This window comes from Streptomyces sp. 1331.2, from assembly GCF_900199205.1.
Classification (GTDB): domain Bacteria; phylum Actinomycetota; class Actinomycetes; order Streptomycetales; family Streptomycetaceae; genus Kitasatospora.
On record NZ_OBMJ01000001.1, the window covers coordinates 72,885 to 92,904 of the forward strand.

General features: G+C 73.6%; 19 protein-coding genes and 3 pseudogenes. 9 read left to right on the top strand and 13 right to left on the bottom strand.

All coding sequences use genetic code 11. The features are described 5' to 3' along the window. Positions 1-245 precede the first annotated feature (245 nt). On the top strand, positions 246-1,940 hold the full coding sequence (locus CRP52_RS40315) for a CHAP domain-containing protein (protein WP_097234509.1): 1,695 nt from the start codon (positions 246-248) through the stop codon (positions 1,938-1,940). 194 nt (positions 1,941-2,134) lie between these two features. Then, on the top strand, positions 2,135-3,160 hold the full coding sequence (locus CRP52_RS00405; protein WP_257032201.1) for a helix-turn-helix domain-containing protein: 1,026 nt from the start codon (positions 2,135-2,137) through the stop codon (positions 3,158-3,160). Positions 3,161-3,327: 167 nt separating this feature from the next. Here the strand turns inward: CRP52_RS00405 and CRP52_RS00410 are convergent, their stop codons facing one another. The 4 genes from CRP52_RS00410 to CRP52_RS00425 all read right to left on the bottom strand — a co-directional run bounded on the left by CRP52_RS00410 (position 3,328) and on the right by CRP52_RS00425 (position 7,436). After that, positions 3,328-4,077, bottom strand: coding sequence for a helix-turn-helix transcriptional regulator (locus CRP52_RS00410; RefSeq protein ID WP_257032202.1), 750 nt, complete (start codon positions 4,075-4,077; stop codon positions 3,328-3,330). Between the two features lie 732 nt (positions 4,078-4,809). Continuing rightward, positions 4,810-5,379 carry a hypothetical protein gene (locus CRP52_RS00415; RefSeq protein ID WP_097234510.1) on the bottom strand — a complete coding sequence of 190 codons (570 nt, stop codon included), beginning with the start codon at positions 5,377-5,379 and terminating at the stop codon, positions 4,810-4,812. A 14-nt stretch (positions 5,380-5,393) separates the two neighbouring features. Further along, on the bottom strand, positions 5,394-5,828 hold the full coding sequence (locus CRP52_RS00420) for an ATP-binding protein (protein WP_179852634.1): 435 nt from the start codon (positions 5,826-5,828) through the stop codon (positions 5,394-5,396). A gap of 375 nt (positions 5,829-6,203) precedes the next feature. After that, the gene (locus tag CRP52_RS00425) at positions 6,204-7,436 is read right to left on the bottom strand and encodes a helix-turn-helix domain-containing protein (protein WP_097234512.1); all 1,233 of its coding nucleotides are present in this window, start codon (positions 7,434-7,436) and stop codon (positions 6,204-6,206) included. Between the two features lie 350 nt (positions 7,437-7,786). Here CRP52_RS00425 and CRP52_RS00435 point away from each other — a divergent pair, with 350 nt between their 5' ends. Next, on the top strand, positions 7,787-7,978 hold the full coding sequence (locus tag CRP52_RS00435) for a DUF397 domain-containing protein (protein WP_097234514.1): 192 nt from the start codon (positions 7,787-7,789) through the stop codon (positions 7,976-7,978). A gap of 81 nt (positions 7,979-8,059) precedes the next feature. Here CRP52_RS00435 and CRP52_RS00440 read toward each other — a convergent pair whose 3' ends face one another. The 3 genes and pseudogenes from CRP52_RS00440 to CRP52_RS00450 form a co-directional block, all read right to left on the bottom strand. Further along, positions 8,060-8,545: a hypothetical protein gene (locus CRP52_RS00440; protein WP_097234515.1), complete on the bottom strand. Its 486-nt coding sequence runs from the start codon at positions 8,543-8,545 to the stop codon at positions 8,060-8,062. Positions 8,546-8,865: 320 nt separating this feature from the next. Next, on the bottom strand, positions 8,866-9,303 hold the full coding sequence (locus CRP52_RS00445; RefSeq protein ID WP_097234516.1) for an ATP-binding protein: 438 nt from the start codon (positions 9,301-9,303) through the stop codon (positions 8,866-8,868). Positions 9,304-9,541: 238 nt separating this feature from the next. Continuing rightward, a pseudogene (locus CRP52_RS00450) lies at positions 9,542-10,317 on the bottom strand (GntR family transcriptional regulator). Between the two features lie 17 nt (positions 10,318-10,334). Here CRP52_RS00450 and CRP52_RS00455 point away from each other — a divergent pair. Continuing rightward, positions 10,335-10,795: pseudogene (locus tag CRP52_RS00455) on the top strand (NUDIX hydrolase). Between the two features lie 558 nt (positions 10,796-11,353). Here the strand turns inward: CRP52_RS00455 and CRP52_RS00460 are convergent. Further along, positions 11,354-11,820: pseudogene (locus CRP52_RS00460) on the bottom strand (cupin domain-containing protein). On the opposite strand from CRP52_RS00460, the gene CRP52_RS39045 reads away from it, so the two are divergent. Beyond that, the gene (locus tag CRP52_RS39045) at positions 11,771-11,914 is read left to right on the top strand and encodes a hypothetical protein (RefSeq protein ID WP_257033170.1); all 144 of its coding nucleotides are present in this window, start codon (positions 11,771-11,773) and stop codon (positions 11,912-11,914) included. The pseudogene CRP52_RS00460 and the gene CRP52_RS39045 sit on opposite strands and share 50 nt — an antisense overlap. A gap of 156 nt (positions 11,915-12,070) precedes the next feature. Here the strand turns inward: CRP52_RS39045 and CRP52_RS00465 are convergent, their stop codons facing one another. The 3 genes from CRP52_RS00465 to CRP52_RS39050 form a co-directional block, all read right to left on the bottom strand. After that, positions 12,071-12,535, bottom strand: a complete 465-nt coding sequence (locus CRP52_RS00465; RefSeq protein ID WP_097234517.1) for a MarR family winged helix-turn-helix transcriptional regulator — start codon at positions 12,533-12,535, stop codon at positions 12,071-12,073. 137 nt (positions 12,536-12,672) lie between these two features. Beyond that, complete coding sequence (locus CRP52_RS00470) at positions 12,673-13,593, bottom strand: hypothetical protein (protein ID WP_097234518.1); 921 nt, start codon at positions 13,591-13,593, stop codon at positions 12,673-12,675. Then, positions 13,494-14,939 (bottom strand): LysR substrate-binding domain-containing protein, encoded by a 1,446-nt coding sequence (locus tag CRP52_RS39050; protein ID WP_179852636.1) that lies wholly within the window; start codon positions 14,937-14,939, stop codon positions 13,494-13,496. Before CRP52_RS39050 ends, CRP52_RS00470 begins: the two co-directional genes overlap by 100 nt. Here CRP52_RS39050 and CRP52_RS39055 point away from each other — a divergent pair. The 3 genes from CRP52_RS39055 to CRP52_RS00490 all read left to right on the top strand — a co-directional run bounded on the left by CRP52_RS39055 (position 14,825) and on the right by CRP52_RS00490 (position 17,647). Continuing rightward, entirely contained in the window at positions 14,825-15,529 is a 705-nt protein-coding gene (locus tag CRP52_RS39055) for an NAD(P)-binding domain-containing protein (protein WP_257032979.1), read from the top strand. The genes CRP52_RS39050 and CRP52_RS39055 overlap by 115 nt on opposite strands. 555 nt (positions 15,530-16,084) lie before the next feature. Next, positions 16,085-16,498: a hypothetical protein gene (locus CRP52_RS37945; protein ID WP_179852637.1), complete on the top strand. Its 414-nt coding sequence runs from the start codon at positions 16,085-16,087 to the stop codon at positions 16,496-16,498. Between the two features lie 375 nt (positions 16,499-16,873). Continuing rightward, complete coding sequence (locus CRP52_RS00490; RefSeq protein WP_097234521.1) at positions 16,874-17,647, top strand: MerR family transcriptional regulator; 774 nt, start codon at positions 16,874-16,876, stop codon at positions 17,645-17,647. 309 nt (positions 17,648-17,956) lie between these two features. Here the strand turns inward: CRP52_RS00490 and CRP52_RS00495 are convergent, their stop codons facing one another. Both CRP52_RS00495 and CRP52_RS00500 read right to left on the bottom strand, forming a co-directional pair. Further along, entirely contained in the window at positions 17,957-18,373 is a 417-nt protein-coding gene (locus tag CRP52_RS00495) for a VOC family protein (protein ID WP_097234522.1), read from the bottom strand. A gap of 5 nt (positions 18,374-18,378) precedes the next feature. Beyond that, positions 18,379-18,759 (bottom strand): helix-turn-helix transcriptional regulator, encoded by a 381-nt coding sequence (locus CRP52_RS00500; RefSeq protein ID WP_218893151.1) that lies wholly within the window; start codon positions 18,757-18,759, stop codon positions 18,379-18,381. A 524-nt stretch (positions 18,760-19,283) separates the two neighbouring features. Between CRP52_RS00500 and CRP52_RS00510 the strand changes: the two genes are divergently transcribed. Further along, complete coding sequence (locus tag CRP52_RS00510; protein ID WP_097234525.1) at positions 19,284-19,943, top strand: carbonic anhydrase; 660 nt, start codon at positions 19,284-19,286, stop codon at positions 19,941-19,943. The last annotated feature ends 77 nt before the right edge of the window (positions 19,944-20,020 follow it).

Below are 20,020 nucleotides of genomic sequence, written 5' to 3' on the forward strand. Positions count from 1 at the left end.
GGACGCGGTGGCGAATTCCCCTCGGCCGACGCCGACGCCGACGCGCCTCATCCCGCTCCATCCCGGTTCCAACCCGGCTCCACCCCTGCTCCATCCGCTCCATCCGCTCCCTCCGCACGCCCCGGCCTTCCCCGGTCGGCTGTTCCTGCAGGACAGCCGCCGCCGGAGACGGCCCGAGCGCCCGATCGGGCACCCCGCACGCCTCCGTGCACCCGCGCGTACCGACCTCCCGAGGATGATCTGTCATGACCATTACATTCGCCCGTCTGAAGAAGTCCGCCGTCGCCATCGCCGTCGCAGCAACCGCCGTCACGGGCATGACTGCGGTCCCCGCCCACGCCGACACCGCCGGCAGCATCGTCGCTGCCGTCCAGAGCCAGATCAACCACGGCCCCGGCAGCGGTTACAGCAACGGCGCCGGGCAGACCAGCTCCGCCAACCTCCAGCCCTGGTGCGCCGACTTCGCCGGGTGGGCCTGGGCCCAGGGCGGCGGGGTCCAGCACCTGGGCGACCTGACCGACGGGGCCGCCAGCTTCTACGACTACGGCGTCAGGTACGGGACGCTGTCCAGCACCCCGCACCCCGGGGACGCGGTGGTCTACGACTACAACCCGGACCGGGACTGGGCCAGCCACGTCGCGATCGTCACCGCCGTCGGCAACGGCACCATGACCGTGACCGGCGGCAACGAGGGCCACAGCAGGTACCCGAACGGCATCGTCCAGCAGGAGTCCACGCCCAACTACTCGGTGGGCAGCGCCCCGTGGGGCCAGCGGATCAGCGGCTACATCTCCCCGGTCACGACCGGCAGTGGCGGCGGCACCGCGCCCGCCGTCCCGGCCAAGGCGATCCGCGGCGACAAGGGCACCGTGCTGGGCACGGACGGGACGTCGATGACGTTCACCCGCTCCGCCGCGGACGGCCACCTCCAGCTCACCTACCTGCCCTCCGGCGGCAAGTGGGCCACCGCCGACCTGACCAACACCGCCGGCACCCCCGTCTCCGCCGGCGGCCCCCCGGCCGCCTTCGTCCAGCAGAACGGCACCCTGGGCGCGGTCACCGCGAACGCCGCCAACGGCCACCTCCAGCTCACCTACCGCTCCGCCGGCGGCACCTGGGCCACCACCGACCTGACCGGCTACGTCGGCACTCCCGCCACCGACGGCACCTACAGCGTGATCACCGGCTCCGACGGCACCCTGGCGATCTACAGCCGCAACTACGCCGACGGCCACCTCCAGCTCACCTACCTGCCCACCAGCGGCGCCTGGGCCACCACCGACCTCACCGCCTACGCCGGCACCCCGGCCACCGCGGACAAGGCCCCGGCGGCCTTCGCCCTGCAGAACGGCACGATCGGCGCGATCACCACCGACTCCTCCAACGGCCACCTGCGCCTGACCTACCGCGCCCCCAGCGGCACCTGGGCCACCACCGACATGACCGGCTACGTCGGCACTCCCGCCACCGACGGCGCGGTCAGCGCCTTCACCGGCTCCGACGGCACCCTGGCGATCTACAGCCGCAACTCCGCCGACAGCCACCTCCAGCTCACCTACATCGCCAACAACAGCGGCACCTGGACCACCACCGACCTGACCACCTCCGTCGGCACCCCGGTCTCGGCCGGCTCCTCGCCCGCCCTGTTCCAGCAGGCCGACGGCACCCTGGGCATCGTCACCGCGAACGCGGCCAACGGCCACCTCCAGATGACCTACCGCCCCAGCAGCGGCGCCTGGAGCACCATCGACCTGACCGGCTACGCCGGCACCCCCGCCACCGACGGCGCCAACCTCAGCGCCGCCTTCAACCCCGACGGCACCCTGGTGCTCTACAGCCGCAACTACGCCGACGGCCACCTGCAGCTGACCTACCACCCCACCAACGGCGCCTGGGCCACCACCGACCTGACCGGGTTCGTCGGCACCCCCGCCGAGTAGCCCCTCCGTCCACGGACCACCAGGACTCCGACAGCCGGCCCCGACTCGACCGAGTCGGGGCCGCACCCGCATACCCCTCCGACGAATCCCGTCCGATCCCGTCCGATCCCCTCCTCCCGCACGCCCGGCCGCCGCGGTACCCGATGATGTCGGTGGGGATGCCCTGCCGACCGGCAGGGGGGAGGGGTGGAAAAGTGACCGCGGGGACGCAGAGCCCGGACCGGAGCGAGTACCGGGCCGGGCCGGACCAGTTCGACCAGTGGCGGGAGCTGGTCGGGCAGACACGGGTGTGCGATGCGACCAGCGCGCACGTCGACACCTTCACCGCACAGGCGCGACGCACCGCCCTGGGACCGGTGGCCCTGCTGGGGACGTCGTTCCCGTCGGCGCGCTTCCGCAGGACCGAGCGCATGATCCGAAGCTCCGACGAGGAGTTCTACCACCTGACGCTGCTGACGGCCGGCGCCAGCGCCCTGAGGCGCGGCAGGGACCAGAAGGAGCTGTTCGGGACCGGAGACCTGCAGCTGATCGACAGCTCGCACCCCTACGACGGGCGGTTCTTCGATGCCGACGGGTCCGGTGGCGGTGAGCCGCAGGTCGCCGGCGTGGGCATCGACCTGCCCGTGTCGCTGCTGTCGGTGTCCCCGGACCGGCTGCGCGACCTCCTGGGGCGGCGGCTTTCCGGACGTGAGGGGACGGGTGCGCTGCTGGCGGAGTTCCTGCTCGGGCTGGAGCGGCAGGCCGCTGTCCTGGGGGCCGACGAGAGGTACCGCCTGGGAACGGTCGCGCTCGACCTGGCAGCCGTGTGGCTGGCCCGGGAGCTCGACGTCGAGACGGCGGTGACGCCCGGCGCAAGGCAACGGGTCCTGGTGGAGAGCGTGCGGTCGTACGTGCGGCGCAACCTCCACGACCCCGGGCTGACACCGCCCGCGATCGCCGCCGCACACTACATCTCCGTCAGCTATCTGAACCGCCTGTTCGCCCGCCAGTCGCAGGGCGACACCGTCGCCGCGTGGATCCGGGCCCAGCGGCTGCGGGGAGCGAACCGTGACCTGGCGGACCCCGTGCAGCGCGCCGTACCGATCCACGCCATCGGTGCCCGCTGGGGCATCCCTCGCGCCTCGGACTTCAGCCGCGCCTTCAAAGCCGCGTACGGGCTCTCACCCCGCGAGCACCGGCAGCAGTCCCTGTCGGAATCCGAATCGGAATCGGAATCGTAGTCGGGATCGGAGTCGGGATCGGGATCAGGGTCGGGGTCGGGGTCGGCGCAGGACTGATGGACCGTGGTCGGTGCCGTCACGGCCCGGCGGGACCGGGGCACGCGGTCGACCGGACGAAGGCCCCGGGCAAGCCCGCACTGCCCGTCAGGACCGAGGACGGGCGCGGTTCAGAGCCAGCCCTTCTGCGCGGCTTTGATACCCGCCTCGAATCGGCTGCCGGCGCCGAGCCGCTCCATGATCGAGGACATCTGGCGGCCGACGGTGCGGGAGGAGATGCCCAGGCGCTGGCCCGCGGCCTCATCGGTCAGACCGGAACCGAGCAGACGCAGGAGCTCACGCTCGGCAGGAGTGAGGCCGCTGCGCGGATCCTCGGGCACTACGGCGCCCAGCGGGACAGCCGTGCTCCAGGCCTGCTCGAAGAAGTCGAGGAGGGCGGTGAGGATGCCGGGCTCGGTGACGTACAGGGCGCCCTTGCGGTGGTCGGCGGGATCGATCGGAACCAGCGCCCGAGCGCGGTCGACGACGACCATGCGCTGGGGAATCGTGGGAGCGGTCCGAACCTCGCCGCCCAGGCCCAGTAACCAGTGGGCGTAGACGGCCACATGGGGCTGCTTGCGGACGGCGTCCTGGTAGAGGGTCCGTATCGTGATGTTGCGCCCGAGCGCATCGGCGTCGGCCGGGCGGCTGGCGTTCAGGTCCTCGGGCTCCTGAACGCCCGGCTGGCTGCTCAGGACCTCGGTGGTGGCGGTGCGGCCCAGCTCTTCGAGGCGGCTGTGGATGGCGTTCATGCCGAGGATCCGTTCACCGTGGGCCGAGGTGTGCTTGGCTCGGTCGGCGACCAGACGAGTGACGGCGACGCGCGAAGCGGCGAGCTTGGCCTGACGGGCTGCCAGTTCGGCTTCCTGCAGAGCGAGCATGCCGGCCAGACCTACCTCGGGGCTCACCGCCCGCATCCGTCCGGGATGCTCGGCGCAGGCCCGGACGAGGGTGAGCCGACTCAACTCGTCGAGGTGGTCGTGAACCTTCGACGGGGCAGGGCGCAATGGGCGGCTATGTCGTCCAGGCCGTAGCCCGGATGGTCGAGCATGGCCTCGTACACAGCCGTCGCCTCGGCTGTCAGCCCCAGTACCTCCAACACGGACGTCCCCTCCCGACTCCGTCTGCCGGCCGCGTCGCACGCCACGCCCCCGGGTCCCGCTCGCCCCCTCGATGCGGGCCGCCGCTCGGCGCGTCCCGTCCGAACGGCACCGGACCGACTCGCAGCCACGGTCCGACACCCGCTTTGCGCAGAGAGCCTGTCAGGGCGCCACCCGATCGTGTTGTCGATGCGGGGACAGTTCCTTGGCCTTGCTGACACTCACCGGCGGGAACCCCATGACGACCGGCCGTGAGAGGGTGTTCTGCGAGTCCTCTCGACGCCGGCCATGATCAAGCCCTACCAGGGCAACCGGCACGCACGTGACCTGTGGAACCGTGCTCGGCCTCGGCCGATGGTGAAAGCCGCCCGACCCGAACCGGGTCTCTCGCAGGTGGCGTGGCGGCCGGCGCCGGTGGACGCAATCGACTGATCGGACTCCCCCGGCACCAACACCCGACCCTTGTACAGGAAGTCGGCGAGGTCGACTTCCTGTGCAGGGGTGGGGTGTTGGTCAGGGGCGGGCGGCCTGGGCTTCTTGGGTGGCGTGGGTGCGGCAGCGGTGGAGGGCGTACTTGAGGCGGGTGTCGGGGTTGGGGGTGGTGGTGAGGAGTTCACCGGCCTGGATGAGGGTGGTCCAGTACAGGGTGGGGTCGCCGGTGCGGGGCATGGGGCGGGCGGCGGTGAGGGAGAGGTAGGCGGTGATCAGGTTTCCGGTGGTGAACCAGCGGTGGAGGCCGTGCTGGTGGCCGGGGCGGATGCCGCCCATGGCGCCGACGGCGACCAGGAAGAGGTCGACGACGGCGAGTTCGGTGGGGGTGAGCGGCTTGGGGACGTCGAAGACACCGAGGGCTTCGAGGAGTTCGCCGGTGTCGGCCTCGGAGTTCGGGCGGGGGCTGGCGAGCAGGGCGTCGTAGCAGTCGTCCAGGCGGCGGGCGGTTTCGGCGGCGGGGATGCCGAGGGCGGTGCAGACGGCGCGGGCGCAGCGCAGGGGCGCGCGGGTGCGGCGGGCGAGGGCGGCGTAGGCCTGGGCGGGGGTGGCGGCGGTGTCGAGGAGGTGTTTGGCGGTGAGGGCGATGCGCATCGGGGTGGGTGCTTTCAGGCGGCGTGGGCGGTTGCGGGGTGGCTGGGGGCGATGAGGGCCCAGACGAACTTGCCGATGCCGCCGGCGCGCGGGCAGCAGCCCCAGCGTTCGGCGAGCTCGTTGACGAGGACCAGGCCGCGCCCGTGCTCGTCGTCCGGCTCGGCGGAACCGACGGCGGGGCGGCCGCTGCCGGCGTCGTGGACCTCCAGCCGCAGGCGGGAGTTGAGGACGGAGAAGCGGACCTCGATCAGGCGGTCGTCGGGGGCGTCGCTGTGCTGGACGGCGTTGGCGAACAGCTCGCCGAGCAGGAGTTCGGCAACGTCGCGGTAGCGGTCGCCGGCCGGCAGGGCGGCGAGGTAGGCCCGGAGCAAGTACCGGGCGAGCGGCGTGGATTCGGTCCGCGAGTCCAGGCGGGCGGCGAACGTGCGGGGGCGGCAGGTTACGAGCATGGCGAAGTAACCCCAATGGGAAATCGTGTGCGAATAGGAGGCATCGGCGGGGCTGCGCATGTTCGGCGCAGCACCGTCCATTGACCGGACGCTACGGCTCGGGTGCGGGACGAAGGGTGGAGCCGTCTTTCGGGGCTACCCACTCGCCCTCGCAGCCTGCCCCCCGGGCGCAGGTGATAGCCGTGGACGCCCTCTGCGGGCACGTCCACGACGACACCGACCCTGTCGGTGGCGGTGTCGTGGGCGAGGTCGCTGAGGCGAGGCGCCCACGAAGGCGCGGCATGATGCGAGTCCCCGCGGCGGTGCGTCGTCCGTTCACGAGCACCGACAGTAAGGGTGCGACTACAGCTGAATATGAATCAGCGGAATACAGCCCTATCCGTCCAGGTGGAAGCGGTCGGACATGTGGCGCAGCTTCTCGCGGGTAGCCGAGCGCTCGGCGTAGACGATCTTCCGTAGGGTGGCGCGGGCGATCGGGTGGTTGCGCACGAGTTGCGGGGCGATCTTCTCCGCCGCTTCCAGGGCTTGGAGCGCCTTGTCCCGGTTGCCGTCCCACAGCCAGGCGCGGGCAAGGTCCATCTGGTGGTGGCCGCGCCTGGAGCCGGGGAGGGCGGCAATCTTCTGCGGGTCGGCGCGTTCGTTGAGGACGAGCGCCTTGGCGTGGTCGCCCATCTCCAACTGGACGGACACGGCGTGGATCTGGACGTTGCCGCTGGAGAAGGTCAGCGAGTGCCGGTCGAAAGGCGGCTCGGATCGGCCGCTGTCCATCAACTCGGCTGCGGCATGGGCGTGTTGGATGCGGTCCTCGACCTCCAGCCGGCGGCCGGCGCGTGCGGCCGACACGGCGGCCCGCAGGTGGAGGGTTCCCCAGGCCCGCACGGCCAGTGGGTCGTTGGCGCGGTACTGGTCCTCAACGCGCCGAAGTGCCTTGTCGGACAGTGTCAGGGCGTCGTCCCAGTCCGCGGTGGCCCACATGTCCCACACCCGCATCCAGTCCGCGACGGCCTCCGTCACCGGGTCGCCGGACAGCCGGGCCGACCACGCGGCCCGCTCGCAGGCCATGGCGATCAGTTCGGGGTGGCCGAGTGCGTGCGCGGCGGTGTGCGCGAACTTGCACTCGATCGTGTAGATCGCGAAGGCCTCCTCGCGCTCGTGGCCGGTGGACACCTCGGCCAGTGCGCGTGCTTCGCGGAGCATGTCCGGAAGTACCTTCAGGATGGCCACGTTGGCGGCCGCGTCCCGCAGCCGGTGCAGACGCTCGGTCTCTCGCCAGAGCTCCGCGGACGTTCGGGGGCTGCCGTCGAAGACGGGCGTGAGGTCGTACCGGCGCAGCTCCCGCAGGATGGCAGCCGCCGAGACCTGCCACTGGTTCTCCGACGCCTTGCCCGCGACGAACGGGCGTTCTATGAGATCGTTGGGGTGGCAGTGGAGGGCTGCCGCGATCTGGTTGATGACGCCTGCCCGGTCGAGCTCGATCGCGCCCTTCTCGACCTTCGACACCCAGCCCTGGGTCCTGCCGATCGCGGCGGCCAGGTCAGCCTGGGTCATGCCCAGCCTGAGCCGCGCCCGCCGTACCCGCTTGCCGATCGACTCCCGCTCTTCCAGCACAGCAGTCCTCCCGCGCTCACGCCCGCCCGCCTGCTCGCTGCGTGAACCTGCGGTGCTACCAGGACGCTACCGTGTCCCGGCCGGGCGCGCCGGAAGGGTGAGCGCGGTTGCCGAACGGCCCGGGCGGCGGGGGCCGTTCGGTGACGTCTGACGCGCCTTGTGAACTGTTCAAGACCCACTGCCGGCAGGACGGTTGATGGGGTCTTCTTGTTGCTTGCCTTGCGGGCGTTGGCCGGGCCAGGGGCCGCCGGTGGGCCGGTCCTCGTTTTCCCTGCCTCTGCCTGGGAAGCCTTCGTCGCGGCCGTCCGCAGGGGCGACCTGCCGGCGTAAGGACATTTCAGGAGTTGGCGATGACGAACTGGCGGAAGAGCTCCTACAGCGCTCAGCAGGGGCAGTGCGTCGAGGCGGCGATCGGGTCCTCCGGTCAGGTACCGGTCCGTGACTCCAAGGACCCCGACGGGCCGGTGCTTGCCTTCCCCGTCTCCTCGTGGGGCACGTTCATCGCCGCGGTGCGGGCGGGCGAGTTCCCGGCCGAGGGCTGAGCCGGGCTCCGAGCGGCACGGGGGCGGGGCACCACCCGGTGCCCCGCCCTCTGTGCTTCGCCCGGCCTGGGCGACCCGAGGTCAGCTCTTCCACACGCCCCAGGAGACGTCGGCGTTGTTGCCGGTGCCGCCCTCGCGGGTGGTGCGGAAGGCGCCGAGGTCGGTGCCGGCCTCGTCGTAACTGTTGGAGCCCGCATACGGGTTGGCCCAGTGCAGCACCACGGTCCGGCCGTTGCGCCAGCCCTCCTCGCAGTCGTACGCCCGGTACGTCACCGTGCCCTCGGTGCCGGTGAGGAAGCCGTTGCTCTCCGACGCGAAGACCGCTCCCCAGCCGTTGCCCACCGTCGGTGACGGTTCCATGCCCGGCGACCAGATGCCGTGGGCCAGCGAGTAGTCGGTGCGCTGCAGCGTGCAGCCGCTCCCGTTGGTCAGGTGGACCGTGGTGCTCCGGGCGGCCTGGACGGTGGCCGGGGCGGGCGCGGCGGCCTGGGCGGTGCCGGTGGCGATGGTGCCGAGGCCGATGGCGGTCACCGCGGCCAGCGCCGCGAGGCGTGCGGGGGTGCGCATGGTCTCCCTCGATTCCGTGTGTCCTGGGTGGGCGGCACGGGCCTTGTCCCGGGCCGCGACGAGGAACGATGCGCCGCACCAGCCGACAAACGATGGACGACGCGGCCGCGCGGCGTCGTCCATCGTTTGTTGACTGCCGTGGGGTGGCGGCGGGCGGTTTCGGCGGCGGGGATGCCGAGGGCGGTGCAGACGGCGCGGGCGCAGCGCAGGGGTGCGCGGGTGCGGCGGGCGAGGGCGGCGTAGGCCTGGGCGAGGGTGGCGCCGGTGTCCAGGAGGTGTTTGGCGGTGAGGACGAGGCGCATCGGGGGCGGTCCTCCTGTTCAGACCGCGACGGCGGCGATGAAGGGGTGGCTGGGGGCGACGAGGGCCCAGACGAACTTGCCGATGCCACCGGCACGCGGGCAGCAGCCCCAGCGTTCGGCGAGCTCGCTGACGAGGAACAGGCCGCGCCCGTGCTCGTCGTCCGGCGTGGCGGAACCGACGCAGGGGCGGCCGCTGCCGGCGTCGTGGACCTCCAGCCGCAGGCTGGAGTTGGCCACGGCGAAGCGGACCTCGATCAGGCGGTCGGCGGGGGCGTCGCAGTGCTGGACGGCGTTGGCGAACAGCTCGCCGAGCAGGAGTTCGGCGACGTCGCCGTAGCGGTCGCCGGCCGGCAGGGCGGCGAGGTAGGCCCGGAGCAAGTACCGGGCGAGCGGCGTGGATTCGGTCCGCGAGTCCAGGCGGGCGGCGAACGTGCGGGGGCGGCAGGTTACGAGCATGGCGAAGTACCCGGGGAAAGTCAGGTGCGGATGAAGAGACTTGTCGCGCCACTTGTTCCTGCTGCGGCGCCATCCAGTGGTCGCGCGCTACGACACAACCATTTCCTCTAGATGAGATGCCTCCATGCACATGCACTTATGTACATGAGCAGTGGGCGGAAGAGTGCCTGACTCCTGTACATAAGTCAACCCGCCGCGAGAAGGATCTCGCGGCGGGTTGCGGGTAGTTGATTGCCGGTCAGTCGTGCGCGGGGAAGCGGTAGTCGAGAACGAACTGGTCGGCGGCCATGATGGTGTCGCACACCTCCACTACGCGGCCACCCGTGGCAATGGCATCGCGAACGAGGTGGATCACTGGCGCACCGGGGCTCAGGGCGAGCGCTTTGGTCTCGGGCTTGGTCGCGAGCCGGGCTCGCACGGACTCGGTGAACTCGGCGAGGGAGTGTCCGTGTTCTTCGAGGCGGGCGTAGATGCCGCCGCCGGGGTTCTCGGCGAAGACTTCCGGGATGTCCTTGACGACATCCCACGGCAGGTATGACGTGGCCTCCTCGGTGGGTACCCCGTCGCGGAAGTACCGGCGCTTGCGGGCCAGTACCTGGGTGCCGGCTGGAAGACCCAGACGATCGGCGATCTCGGGAGGTGCTGCTGTGGGGCCCACGAACAGCACGGTCACGGACGGGATGCCGCCGGAGATCTCCGCCTCCGCGAGGTACGCGGCCTTGCCGGCTTCGCGATGGGTGCGGCGGAATCGGTCCGTGGACTTCCGCTGTACTGGTGGGCGGGAACGGACGAACGAGCCTCGACCGTGGTGCGTCTCGACGAGCTGAGCCGTTCGGAGTTCGGCGACAGCCTTGCGAACTGTGCCGGATGCGACCCCGTACCGCTGCATGAGCTCGGCCTCGCTCGGCACGACCGCACCGGGAGGGAGAGCGCCCGACTTGATCTGCGCGGCAGGTCAGCCGCGATCTGCAGGTACTTCGCTGTGGCCGACGAGGCCACCTCGCCGTTCGCCATAGTCCTTCAGGGCTCCTATCCTCCTGCACATGAGTAACAGCGCCGGGAAGATCCAGTCAACGCCGCTCCACTCGGTGTCCGTCGCGGGGGTGGTGGTGCGCGAGGACGGCCGGGTGCTGGTGATTCGTCGGGCTGACAACGGAGCTTGGGAACCGCCGGGCGGGGTCCTGGAGCTGGCGGAGTCCGTTGAGGACGGCGTGCGTCGCGAGGTCTACGAGGAGACCGGGGTCAAGGTCGGCGTCGAGCGGCTGACCGGCGTCTACAAGAACATGAGCCGGGGATCGTCGCCCTCGTCTTCCGCTGCCGACCGGAGAGCGAGGCGATGCGGCTCTCGGAAGAGTCGGTCGAGGTCGGTTGGCTCACACCGGCCGAGGTGTCCGAACGTATGGCCGAGGTCTATGCCGTGCGCGTCCTGGACGCGCTTCGGGGCGACAGCGCACCAAGTGTCCGGACCCATGACGGTCGACACCTGCTGTGACAAGGCGAAGGCCCCCATCGTGTGATGGGGGCCTTCGATGTCGCTCAGGCGATGGCGGTCTCGGGGTCGGGGCTCGGGCGTCGATGACAGCCGCTCCCGTTGGCCAGGTGGACCGTGGTGCTCCGGGCGGCCTGGACGGTGGCCGGGGCCGCCAGGAACGATGCGCCGCACCGGCCGACAAACGATGGACGACGCGGCCGGGCCGCGTCGTCCATCGTTGGTTGACTGCCGTGGGGTGGCGGGGCCGGCACCCGGCCGGATGCCCGCCGACTCCCCGGGACACCGGCTGCTGCGACCACGGACGGTGACGTCCCGGGGCGCGGTGCGCAGCCGGGTGCGGCCGTCGGCGAAGGTCCGCCGGCGGCCGCGGGTCGGCCGCTCAGCCGCTCAGCACTGGGGCGGCGGCCGTGGTTGGCCCCGCGCCTGGCCCGGGCCTTCTTCTTGCGGCGGCGCTTCGACGACATGGCCACTCCTCTCGCAACCGGGGCACCCCCGGTCTTCCACCGTTCCACACCGGCCCGGCCCGGCCCGTCGAGCGCCCGGGGCCGGTAGGGCCGCTCAGGTGCGGGCGGCCAGGGCGGCGCGCCAGGCGGGGCTGTCGACGTAGTGGTTGTCGAAGCGCTCGCCGGAGGCGGCGATCGCCCCGGGTTCGGTCTCGCCGCGCATGACGCTGCCGAGCAGGCGCAGGTAGTCGAAGCGGTCCATGCCGGGGGTGAACACGAACAGCACGTCGGCCTCGGCGCCCGGCGCGGCGGCGAAGGCGTGCGGGGTGTGCGGGGCACGGCGAGGAAGTCGCCCGCGCCCAGGACGGTGGTCTCCTCGCCGACCAGCACCTCCAGCGAGCCGCTGATCACGAAGAACAGCTCCCAGGCCCGGGTGTGGAAGTGCGAGGGGGCGCCGGCGGCGCCGCGGGCGAACGTGGAGCGGTAGACGGTGAAGCCGCCCTGGCCGGGGTCCGTCTCGGCGAGCAGGGTCATGGTGGAGCTGGGGTCGGCGCAGGTCTCGGCCTCGGCGCAGCGGGTCAGGACCGGGGCGGCGGCGCAGGCCTGGGCGGAGGTGGCGGGAGCGGGGGCCTGGGCGGGGGCGGCGGGAGCGGGGTTCTTCGTCGTCGTCATGTGATCAACCTACGGCCGGAAAGGCCCATGATCAGGTGGCAATCGTGACCGTTTCCATGGGTCAATTCCCCCCAGTGCCCCGACGCCCCCGCTCCTCGCGCCTCAGCTCTCCCGCCCCCGCTCCCCCGCTCCCCTGTGTCCCCGCTCCCCGTCCGGCGCCTCAGTCGGGCAGGTTCCCGTTGCCGCCCATGTTGGCCACCATGCGGCGCAGCACGTTGATGGTGGTGACGAAGTCGTCGGGGTCGATGCCTTCGTGGGCGCGTTCGTGGATGCGCAGGTTGCGGTCGCGGGCGCGCAGGCGTGCGGCTTCGCCGGCCTCGGTCAGGGTGAAGGCGCCGTCGGCGTCCTCGGTGAGCCAGCCGCGGGCGATCAGGTCGTCGTAGACGGTGTCGAAGGCGGTGTCCTGGTCGTCGTAGGGGGTGAGGCGCTGGGTGAGGGCCGTGCGGGTCCAGCCGCCGGGGCGGCCGGCCGCGTGGTTGAGCGTCCACCAGTGCGGCTGGGTCAGGCCTTCCACGGCGAGTTGCTCGCGCAGGGCGCCCACCACGCGGCGGTAGGTCTGCCCGCTCCAGGCGCCGATGGGCTGGGCGGCGATGACCTCCGGCGCGTACGTGTTGATCGTCGTCATGTCCTGTTCTCCTTCTGCCGGTCCGGTCCGGCCGCTGATCGCCTGGATGCGATCGACCGTAGGATCTCAAGCCGCCTTGAGGTCAAGGCCGCTCACGCCGGTCGGGCCGGCGCCGGACCCCGGTCCCGCCCGTCCGTTCAGACGCCCAGTGCGTTCCTGAGGTCCATCGCCCACATGCCTTCGCTGGTCTGCGGGACCGTCCGTCCCTCCTTGAGCATGGCCCGGCGAAGAGCGCTGTCCAGCTCCGAACTCCCGTGCTCCACACAGGCCTTGTGAAGCCTGACGAGGTGCTCGACGGGCGCGAAGGAGGCCACCGCCGTCAGCAGGGCCGAGCGCGCCTTTGCCTCCCCGCTCTCCCGGGAGAGGAAGTGGAAGAGGTCGACGGGCTTGCGCAGCCGGGCAAGCGCACGCTCGACGCTGGTGCTGTCGTACACCCGGCGCATCGCCTCGAACTCCTCGACGAGACGCATGACGTCCCGGACGGCGTAGCCCAGCACGGTCTGTTCGATGAGTCGTTCGGCTGCTTCGTCCTCGTCGGCGTCGCGCAGGTGGACGACCGCCGCGCAGATCCCCGCCAGGCCCCCCGGGCCGCCGCCCTCCCACACGGCCAGTTCGACATCCGTGGCGCACGAGAGCTGGTCGAGGGTTTCGACGGCCCGCTCCCGCAGCCTGAGCGCGGCCCTGGCCTGCCGGATCTGCTCTTCGAGCCGGGCTATGCGCTCAAGCGCGGCGTCCCGTTCCTCGGTCAGCATGCGGGCCTCCTCACGGCCGCGGGAGACCAGGTCCTCCAGGGCCTGCTCCGCGTCCTGGCGCCGGACGCGCTCGTCCTGGAGTTCCTGCTTGAGGTCGGCCAACTCCTGGACGGCCCGGGCGCGGTGGCGGTAGAGGTCCTCGCGGGCGGTGGCGAGCTCGAACTCGCGGGCCTGCAGCGGGCTCCGCTCGCACGCCGCCGCGTACATCAGCGCCCGGGTCTGCGCGACCTCCTGCGGCGAGACCTCCCCGCCCTCGCACGCGGCCGCCAGCCGGTGCAGCCGTTGCGCGATCTCGCGGCGGGGCACCTCCCGGCCGTTGAGGAACTTCGACAGCCGGGTCCGGTCGACGCGGATCCCGTCCCGCTCAGCCGCTCGGCCAACTCCTGCGAGGACAGGCCGATCCGCTCCCGCAGCTCCCGCAGGCGCTCCGCGCAGCGCCGCTCCGGCTCCGACAGCCGTTCGTCCAGCGGGGCCAGCCCCCGCCGTACGGGCATCTGCTCCCGCGTCACGCACGCCCTCCTCGGTGTTGCACGGCCGGCATGGTGCGTCCGTTCGCCGCAAGTCGAGGTTGCGGCCTGCCGCAACTGCCGTGCAGGCCATTGTGCTGGGGGACGTACCGAGTTGTCCCGATCCCCGGAGATCCACGTGAGCCGACAGCAGCGTTCCGCCCGCCCGTTCCTGGAGTTGCGTGTGGGCGGGCTGCGCCTGACCCTGCAGTCCCGGCCCCGCCGCCTGCTCCTGCTGCTGGGCCCCGCGCTCAGCACCCTGGCCGGCGTCCTCGCCCTGCGCCGGTAGGAGCGGCCCCCGCCCGCTCCCCCTGCGGCCTCTCCCGGCAGGGCGGCCCCGCCCGCTCCCCCTGCGGCCTCTCCCGGCAGGGCTGTGAACGCCTCCACCGCCGGCGCCGCACGCCGGCCCTTCCTCGTCGCCGTGTGGACGTGGCGGACAGGGGTGCCGCCGGGGCGCAGGGGGGTGAGGGCAATGTCGGGGCGGGCGGCGCGGGCGGCACGGGCGGCACGGGCGGCGCGGGCGGCGCGGGCGGCGAGGAAGGGGATCAGGGTGAGGCCCAACCCGGCGGCGACCAGGCCGAGTTCGGCGCTCCAGGCGGCGGCCGTGTCCTCGATGCGGGGCTGGAAGCCGCTGCGCAGGCAGGCCGCGAGGAGGGTGGCCTCGGCCTGGCGGTGGGCCGGCGGCAGGAAGGCCGGCACCGGGTCCTGCGGCAGCGGGTGCAGGGCGAACTTCTCGCTGTCGTAGGCGGCTTGCGCGTAGCAGGCGACGACCGCGAGGTCGATCGCGCCGTCGTCGAGCAGGTCCAGCAGGTGGGCCGAGAGGCCTTCGGTGAGGCTGATCGCGACCTGCGGGTGTGCGGTGCGGAAGGCGGCGGGGACGAGGGCGGCGTTGGCGCTGTCGAAGGCGCCCACCCGCAGGCACCCGGCGGTGAGTTCGGTGAGCGCGGCCAGGTCGCTGCGGGTGGCGCCGAGGCGTTCCGGCATCGCCTCGGCGTGCGGAAGCAGGGTGCGGCCGTGTCCGGTCAGGCGCACTGCGCGGGCCAGGCAGTCGAACAGCGCGGTACCCGACTCGCCTTCCCGGGTGGCGACCTGCCGGGAGATCGCGGACCGGGGGAACCGCTCCCCCGGCCGCGCCGACGGCCTCACCCGGGCCGCCCTCACCGTCACCCCCACCACCGGGGCCGCTCCCGGGGCCGCTCCCGGGGCCGCTCTCGGGGCCGCTCTCGGGGCCGGGGGCGTCACCGAGGCCGCCACGCCCGGCGGTTCGCCCCGGAGCCGGCGCCGGGCACCCGTGGATCGACATGTCCTCGATCGGCCCGCGGGCCGTCGCCGGGCTGCGGGCACAACGTCCGTACGGCGTCGCCCTGGTGGATGCGCCGGTGATCGGCAGTGCGGGACCGGCGGCCACCGGCGACCTGATGGTCCCCGCGGGCGGCAAGGACGCCGACCCGGACCGCGCGCAGCCCGTCCTGGAGCAGCGGGGCAGGGTGCGGCGCTGCGGCGCTGCGGCGGACAGGGTGCGGCGCTGCGGCGGGCCGGGGGCGGGGGCGGCGTGGAAGCTGGTGGTGGTGATCGGCGCGATCGTCGCCTCGGTGACGGTGGCCGGTGAAGTGCTGGCGATGGCCGGGGAGTTGGGCGCTTTGCAGGAGCCGGCCCGCGAGGTGCGGCCGGCGGATGCGCCGATCGCCGAGCAGGACCTGCCGGCGGTGGCGGGCTGCCTGCCCGGGAACCGGTAACTGCCCTGCCTGCCCGCACCGTTGGCAGCCGGACCGGTCGTCAACGCGGGCGCGGCGGACCCACCCGATCGTGGCCCGGGTTCGCGGCGGGCCGCGGGCGGGACGTAGCGTCGTCGCGGCAGGCGGTTCGCGGCCCCGGGGAGGAGTGGCGCGGGTGCGGGGTGCGGGGTGGTCGGGTGCGGGCTGCGCTGGCGGTGGTGCTGGCGGTGGTGGCGGCGGGCTGCGGGGGCTCCCCCGGCGGGACGGGCAGGCGCAGCCGGCGGACGGCCGGCCGCTGGCGCTGGTGTACCGGGGGCCGGCAGCCTGCGAGGGCTGTCCGGAGGCGGCGCGCACGATGCTGGAGCACGGCGGGTTCGCGGTGCGCTACGTGGGGCCGCGGGAGCGGCTGCGGTTCGGCCCGTCCGCGCTGGCGGGCGTGGCGCTGTACGTGCAGCCCGGTGGCAGCAACGGGCAGGAGGTGAGCACCGCGTGGGAGCTGCTGGGGCGCGAGAGCGGCTTCTCCCCGGAGCTGGTGCGGGCCTATGTGCGCGGCGGCGGGCGGTACCTGGGCTGTGCATGGGCGGTTACCTGGCCGGCGACCCGGGCTTCGACCTGCTGCCGGGCGACTCCGGGCAGTACGCGCGCTCGCCGGGCGCGAGCGTGAGCGACGAGCGGGACCGGCTGGTCGACGTGCTGTGGCGCGGGCGCCCGCAGCGGATGTACTTCCAGGACGGGCCGTACTTCGACGTCGACGGCCCCGGCACCCAGGTCCTCGCCCGCTACCCGGGCGGGCGCCCGGCCGTGGTCGTCGCCCCGTACGGTGCCGGGCGGGTGGCGGTCAGCGGCCCGCACCCGGAGGCCCCGGGCGACTGGTACCGCGACTACGGCCTGCCCGACGAGTCCGAGGCCGGCCTCGCCCTGGGCGAGGACCTGCTGCGCACCCTGACGGGCGACACCGCGCCCGGCGCGGCGCCGGCCCCCTCCCCCTGAGCCCGCACGGCCGCACGGCCGGACGGCCGGAACGGGCGTGCCGCAACGGGCGGGCCGGAACGGGCGTGCGGAACGGGCGTGCCGCACCGGGCGGGCGCCGGCGACCCGGCCGCCGGGGGCGTTGTCCGTCAGGAACCAGCCGTCGAGGTCGCGGGCGAGCGCGGGGTCGTGGACGGTGGACCGGTCGTGGCAGCCGCCGAACGGGCGGCAGTGGCCCTGTTCGGGGCCGAACGCCGGGGCGGCGCACGGCGCAGTGCAGCCCGTCGGCGCCGACGGCCGGGGCGAAGCGGCGGGCGGGGGTTCTCGCATCGGGAGGTCCGGGCCTGAGGCACCCGGGCTTGCACCTGACGCGACGTGAGGAGGGATGCTCGTGCCATGCCCACCGAACAGACCTGGAAGGTCGGCCCGCTCGCCGAGGCCTGCGGCCTGACCGTACGCACCCTGCACCACTGGGACCGGATCGGCCTGCTCAGCCCCTCCCGGCGCACCGCCTCCGGCCACCGCGCCTACACCGAACAGGACGTCGTGCGCCTCTACCAGGTCCTCGCCCTGCGCCGCCTGGGCCTGGGCCTGGAGACCATCGCCACCTGCCTCGACGCCGGCATCGACCCCGTGCGGCTGGTGGGCGAGCACCTGGCCGCCACCGAGGCCTCCCTCACCGCCCTGCAGGCCCTGCACGAACGCCTCGCCCACCTGCACGGCGAACTCACCGCCTCACGCACCCCCGACACCGCCGACCTGCTGCGCCTGGTCCGGGCCACCGGCGCCACCGGATCCACCGGCCCCGCAGCCCAGGAGGCCCTGCGCCGCCACCTCGACGACGACCAGCTGCACGCCCTCGCCGACCACGCCGCCGCCCTCGGCCCCGCCGCCCACTACCTGCTGGAGGTCGAATGGCCCCAGCTCTACCGGCGCGCCGAAGCCCTGCGCACCGCCGGCACCGCCCCCACCGACCCCCGGGTGCGGCGCATCGCCGAACGCCTCGACGAACTCGCCCGCCTCTTCAGCGGCGGCGACACCACCCTGTCGAGCGCCGTGCGCACCGCCTGGCGCGAGGACCCCGCCGCGATGTCCGGCGACCCCCATGCCCCCGCCGACGCCTGGGCCGCGCTGCGCACCTTCCTCGACCGGGCCCGCCAGGCCTCATGACCGCCACCGGCCCGCACACCGGCCCGCCCGAAGACCCGCCCGCCGCGATGCCCGCAGGAGCACCGATGATGCTCCGTCACCCGCACCCGCACCCGGGCGCAGGCCTGGCCACCGTCTGGCCCGTCCTCGCCCCGGCGATCCTGGCCGCGGGGCCGGGCTCCTGCCGTGGTCGGTGCTTGCCGCCCTCACGGTGGCCCAGGTCCTGCTGGCCTGCCTGCGCACCCACCGGCCGGGCCCCTGACCACTGATCGCCCGCCGGCTGCCCCGGCCCGGCCCCACGGGGGTGGACCGGACCGGGGCGGTGGGCGGTCAGGCCGTGCGGGGCTGGTTGAAGCGCAGCATGTTGCCCGCCGGGTCGCGGAAGGCGCAGTCGCGCACGCCGTAGGGCTGGTCCATGGGTTCCTGGAGGACTTCGGCGCCGGCCGCGCGCAGGCGTTCGAAGGTGGCGTCGCAGTCGTCGGTACGGAAGATGACGCCGCGCAGCAGGCCCTTGGCGAGGAGTTCGGCGGCGGCCCGGCGGTCGTCCTCGGAGGCGTTGGGGTCGGCCAGCGGCGGCTCCAGCACGATCTCGACACCGGGCTGGTCGGGCGAGCCGACGGTGACCCAGCGCATGCCCTCGAAGCCGACGTCGTTGCGCACCTCGAAGCCGAGGACGTCGCGGTAGAAGGCGAGGGCCCGGTCGTGGTCGTCGACGGCGATGAAGCACTGCGCGAGTTCGATGCTCATGGGGCTCACGCTACGGGAGGGATCCCGCCGCTGGCTTGCGGGCGGCGCACCGGGCGGGTGCGGATCTTGGCGATGCAGGCGGGGATCGCGGCGCCGTCCTCGTGGTCGCGGGCCCGGTAGGCGCTGGGGCTCTCGCCGACGAGTTCGGCGAAGCGGGTGCTGAAGGAGCCCAGCGAGGTGCAGCCGACCGCCAGGCAGACCTCGGTGACGCTCAGGTCCCCGCGCCGCAGCAGCGCCTTGGCCCGCTCGATCCGGCGGGTCATCAGGTAGCTGTACGGGGTCTCGCCGTAGGCGGCGCGGAAGCTGCGGGAGAAGTGGCCGGGCGACATCAGCGCGGTGCGGGCGAGTGCCGGCACGTCGAGGGGCTGCGCGTAGTCGCGGTCCATCCGGTCGCGGGCCCGGCGCAGCCGCACGAGGTCGGCGACGGGCACCCGAACCGGGCGGGGCTCGGAGGTGGGGCGGGGCTCGGAGGCCAGGCGGGGCTCGGAGGCCGGGCGGGGCCCGGAGGCCGGGCGGGGCTCGGAGGCCGGGCGGGGCCCGGAGGCCGGGCGGGGCCCGGAGGCCGGGCGGGGCCCGGAGGCCGGGCGGGGCCCGGAGGTGGGGCGGGGCTCGGAGGCCGGGCGGGGCTCGGGGGTGGACACGCCTGCCACCGTACCCACCGGCGGTGACAGACGGGCCTCCCCGTCCGGCGCGGCCCGCCTGCGCCCGCCCCACCGCGCCGACCACCCCGGGGGACGGCCCGGGGGACGGCCCGGCCGGCCGGGCGCAGGGGACAGCAGGGCACCGGGCGTCCTGGCCCTGCGCAGCCCGGTGGCAACCCGCCCGCGGCCGACCGGCACCGACCGGCACCGCCCGGCCCCCGCCCGGCCCCCGGCTGCGGGCCCGACCTGGGACGATCTAGGGTGCTGGCATGATCCCCACACCGATATCCGTCTCCACGGCGGCTTCCGATCCCGATCCGATATCCGACCCCGGCGAGGCGCTGCGGGTGCTGCTGGAGGGCAATGCCCGGTTCGTCGCGGGCAACCCTGAGCATCCCAATCAGGACGCCGGGCGCCGGGCCGCGCTCGCGCCGGCGCAGCGGCCGTTCGCGGTGCTGTTCGGCTGTTCGGACTCCCGCCTGGCCGCCGAGATCATCTTCGACCAGGGGCTGGGCGACCTGTTCGTGGTGCGTACCGCCGGGCACGTGACGGGTGCGGAGGCGCTGGGCAGCATCGAGTACGGGGTGAGCGTGCTGGGCTGTGCGCTGGTGGTGGTGCTGGGGCACGACTCCTGTGGTGCGGTGGCGGCGGCGCTGGACTCGCTGGAGCAGGGGCGGATGCCGGGCGGCTTCGTGCGGGACGTGGTGGAGCGGGTGACGCCGAGCGTGCTGTCCGCGAAGGCGGCGGGCATCGAGGACCGGGACGCGATCGTGGACGAGCACATCCGTCAGACGGTGGACCTGCTGGTGGAGCGTTCCCAGGCGCTGGCGGCGAAGGTCGCCCAGGGCACGGTGGCGGTGGTGGGCCTGTCCTACCGGCTGCGTGACGGCCAGGCCCGTCAGGTCGCCGCCCGGGGACCGGTGGGCTGACAGGCCGGCCGGTCCGTCAGCGGCGGAGCGGCGGGTGGCGGGGTGGCGGGCGGCGGGCGGCGGGTGGCGGGTGGCGG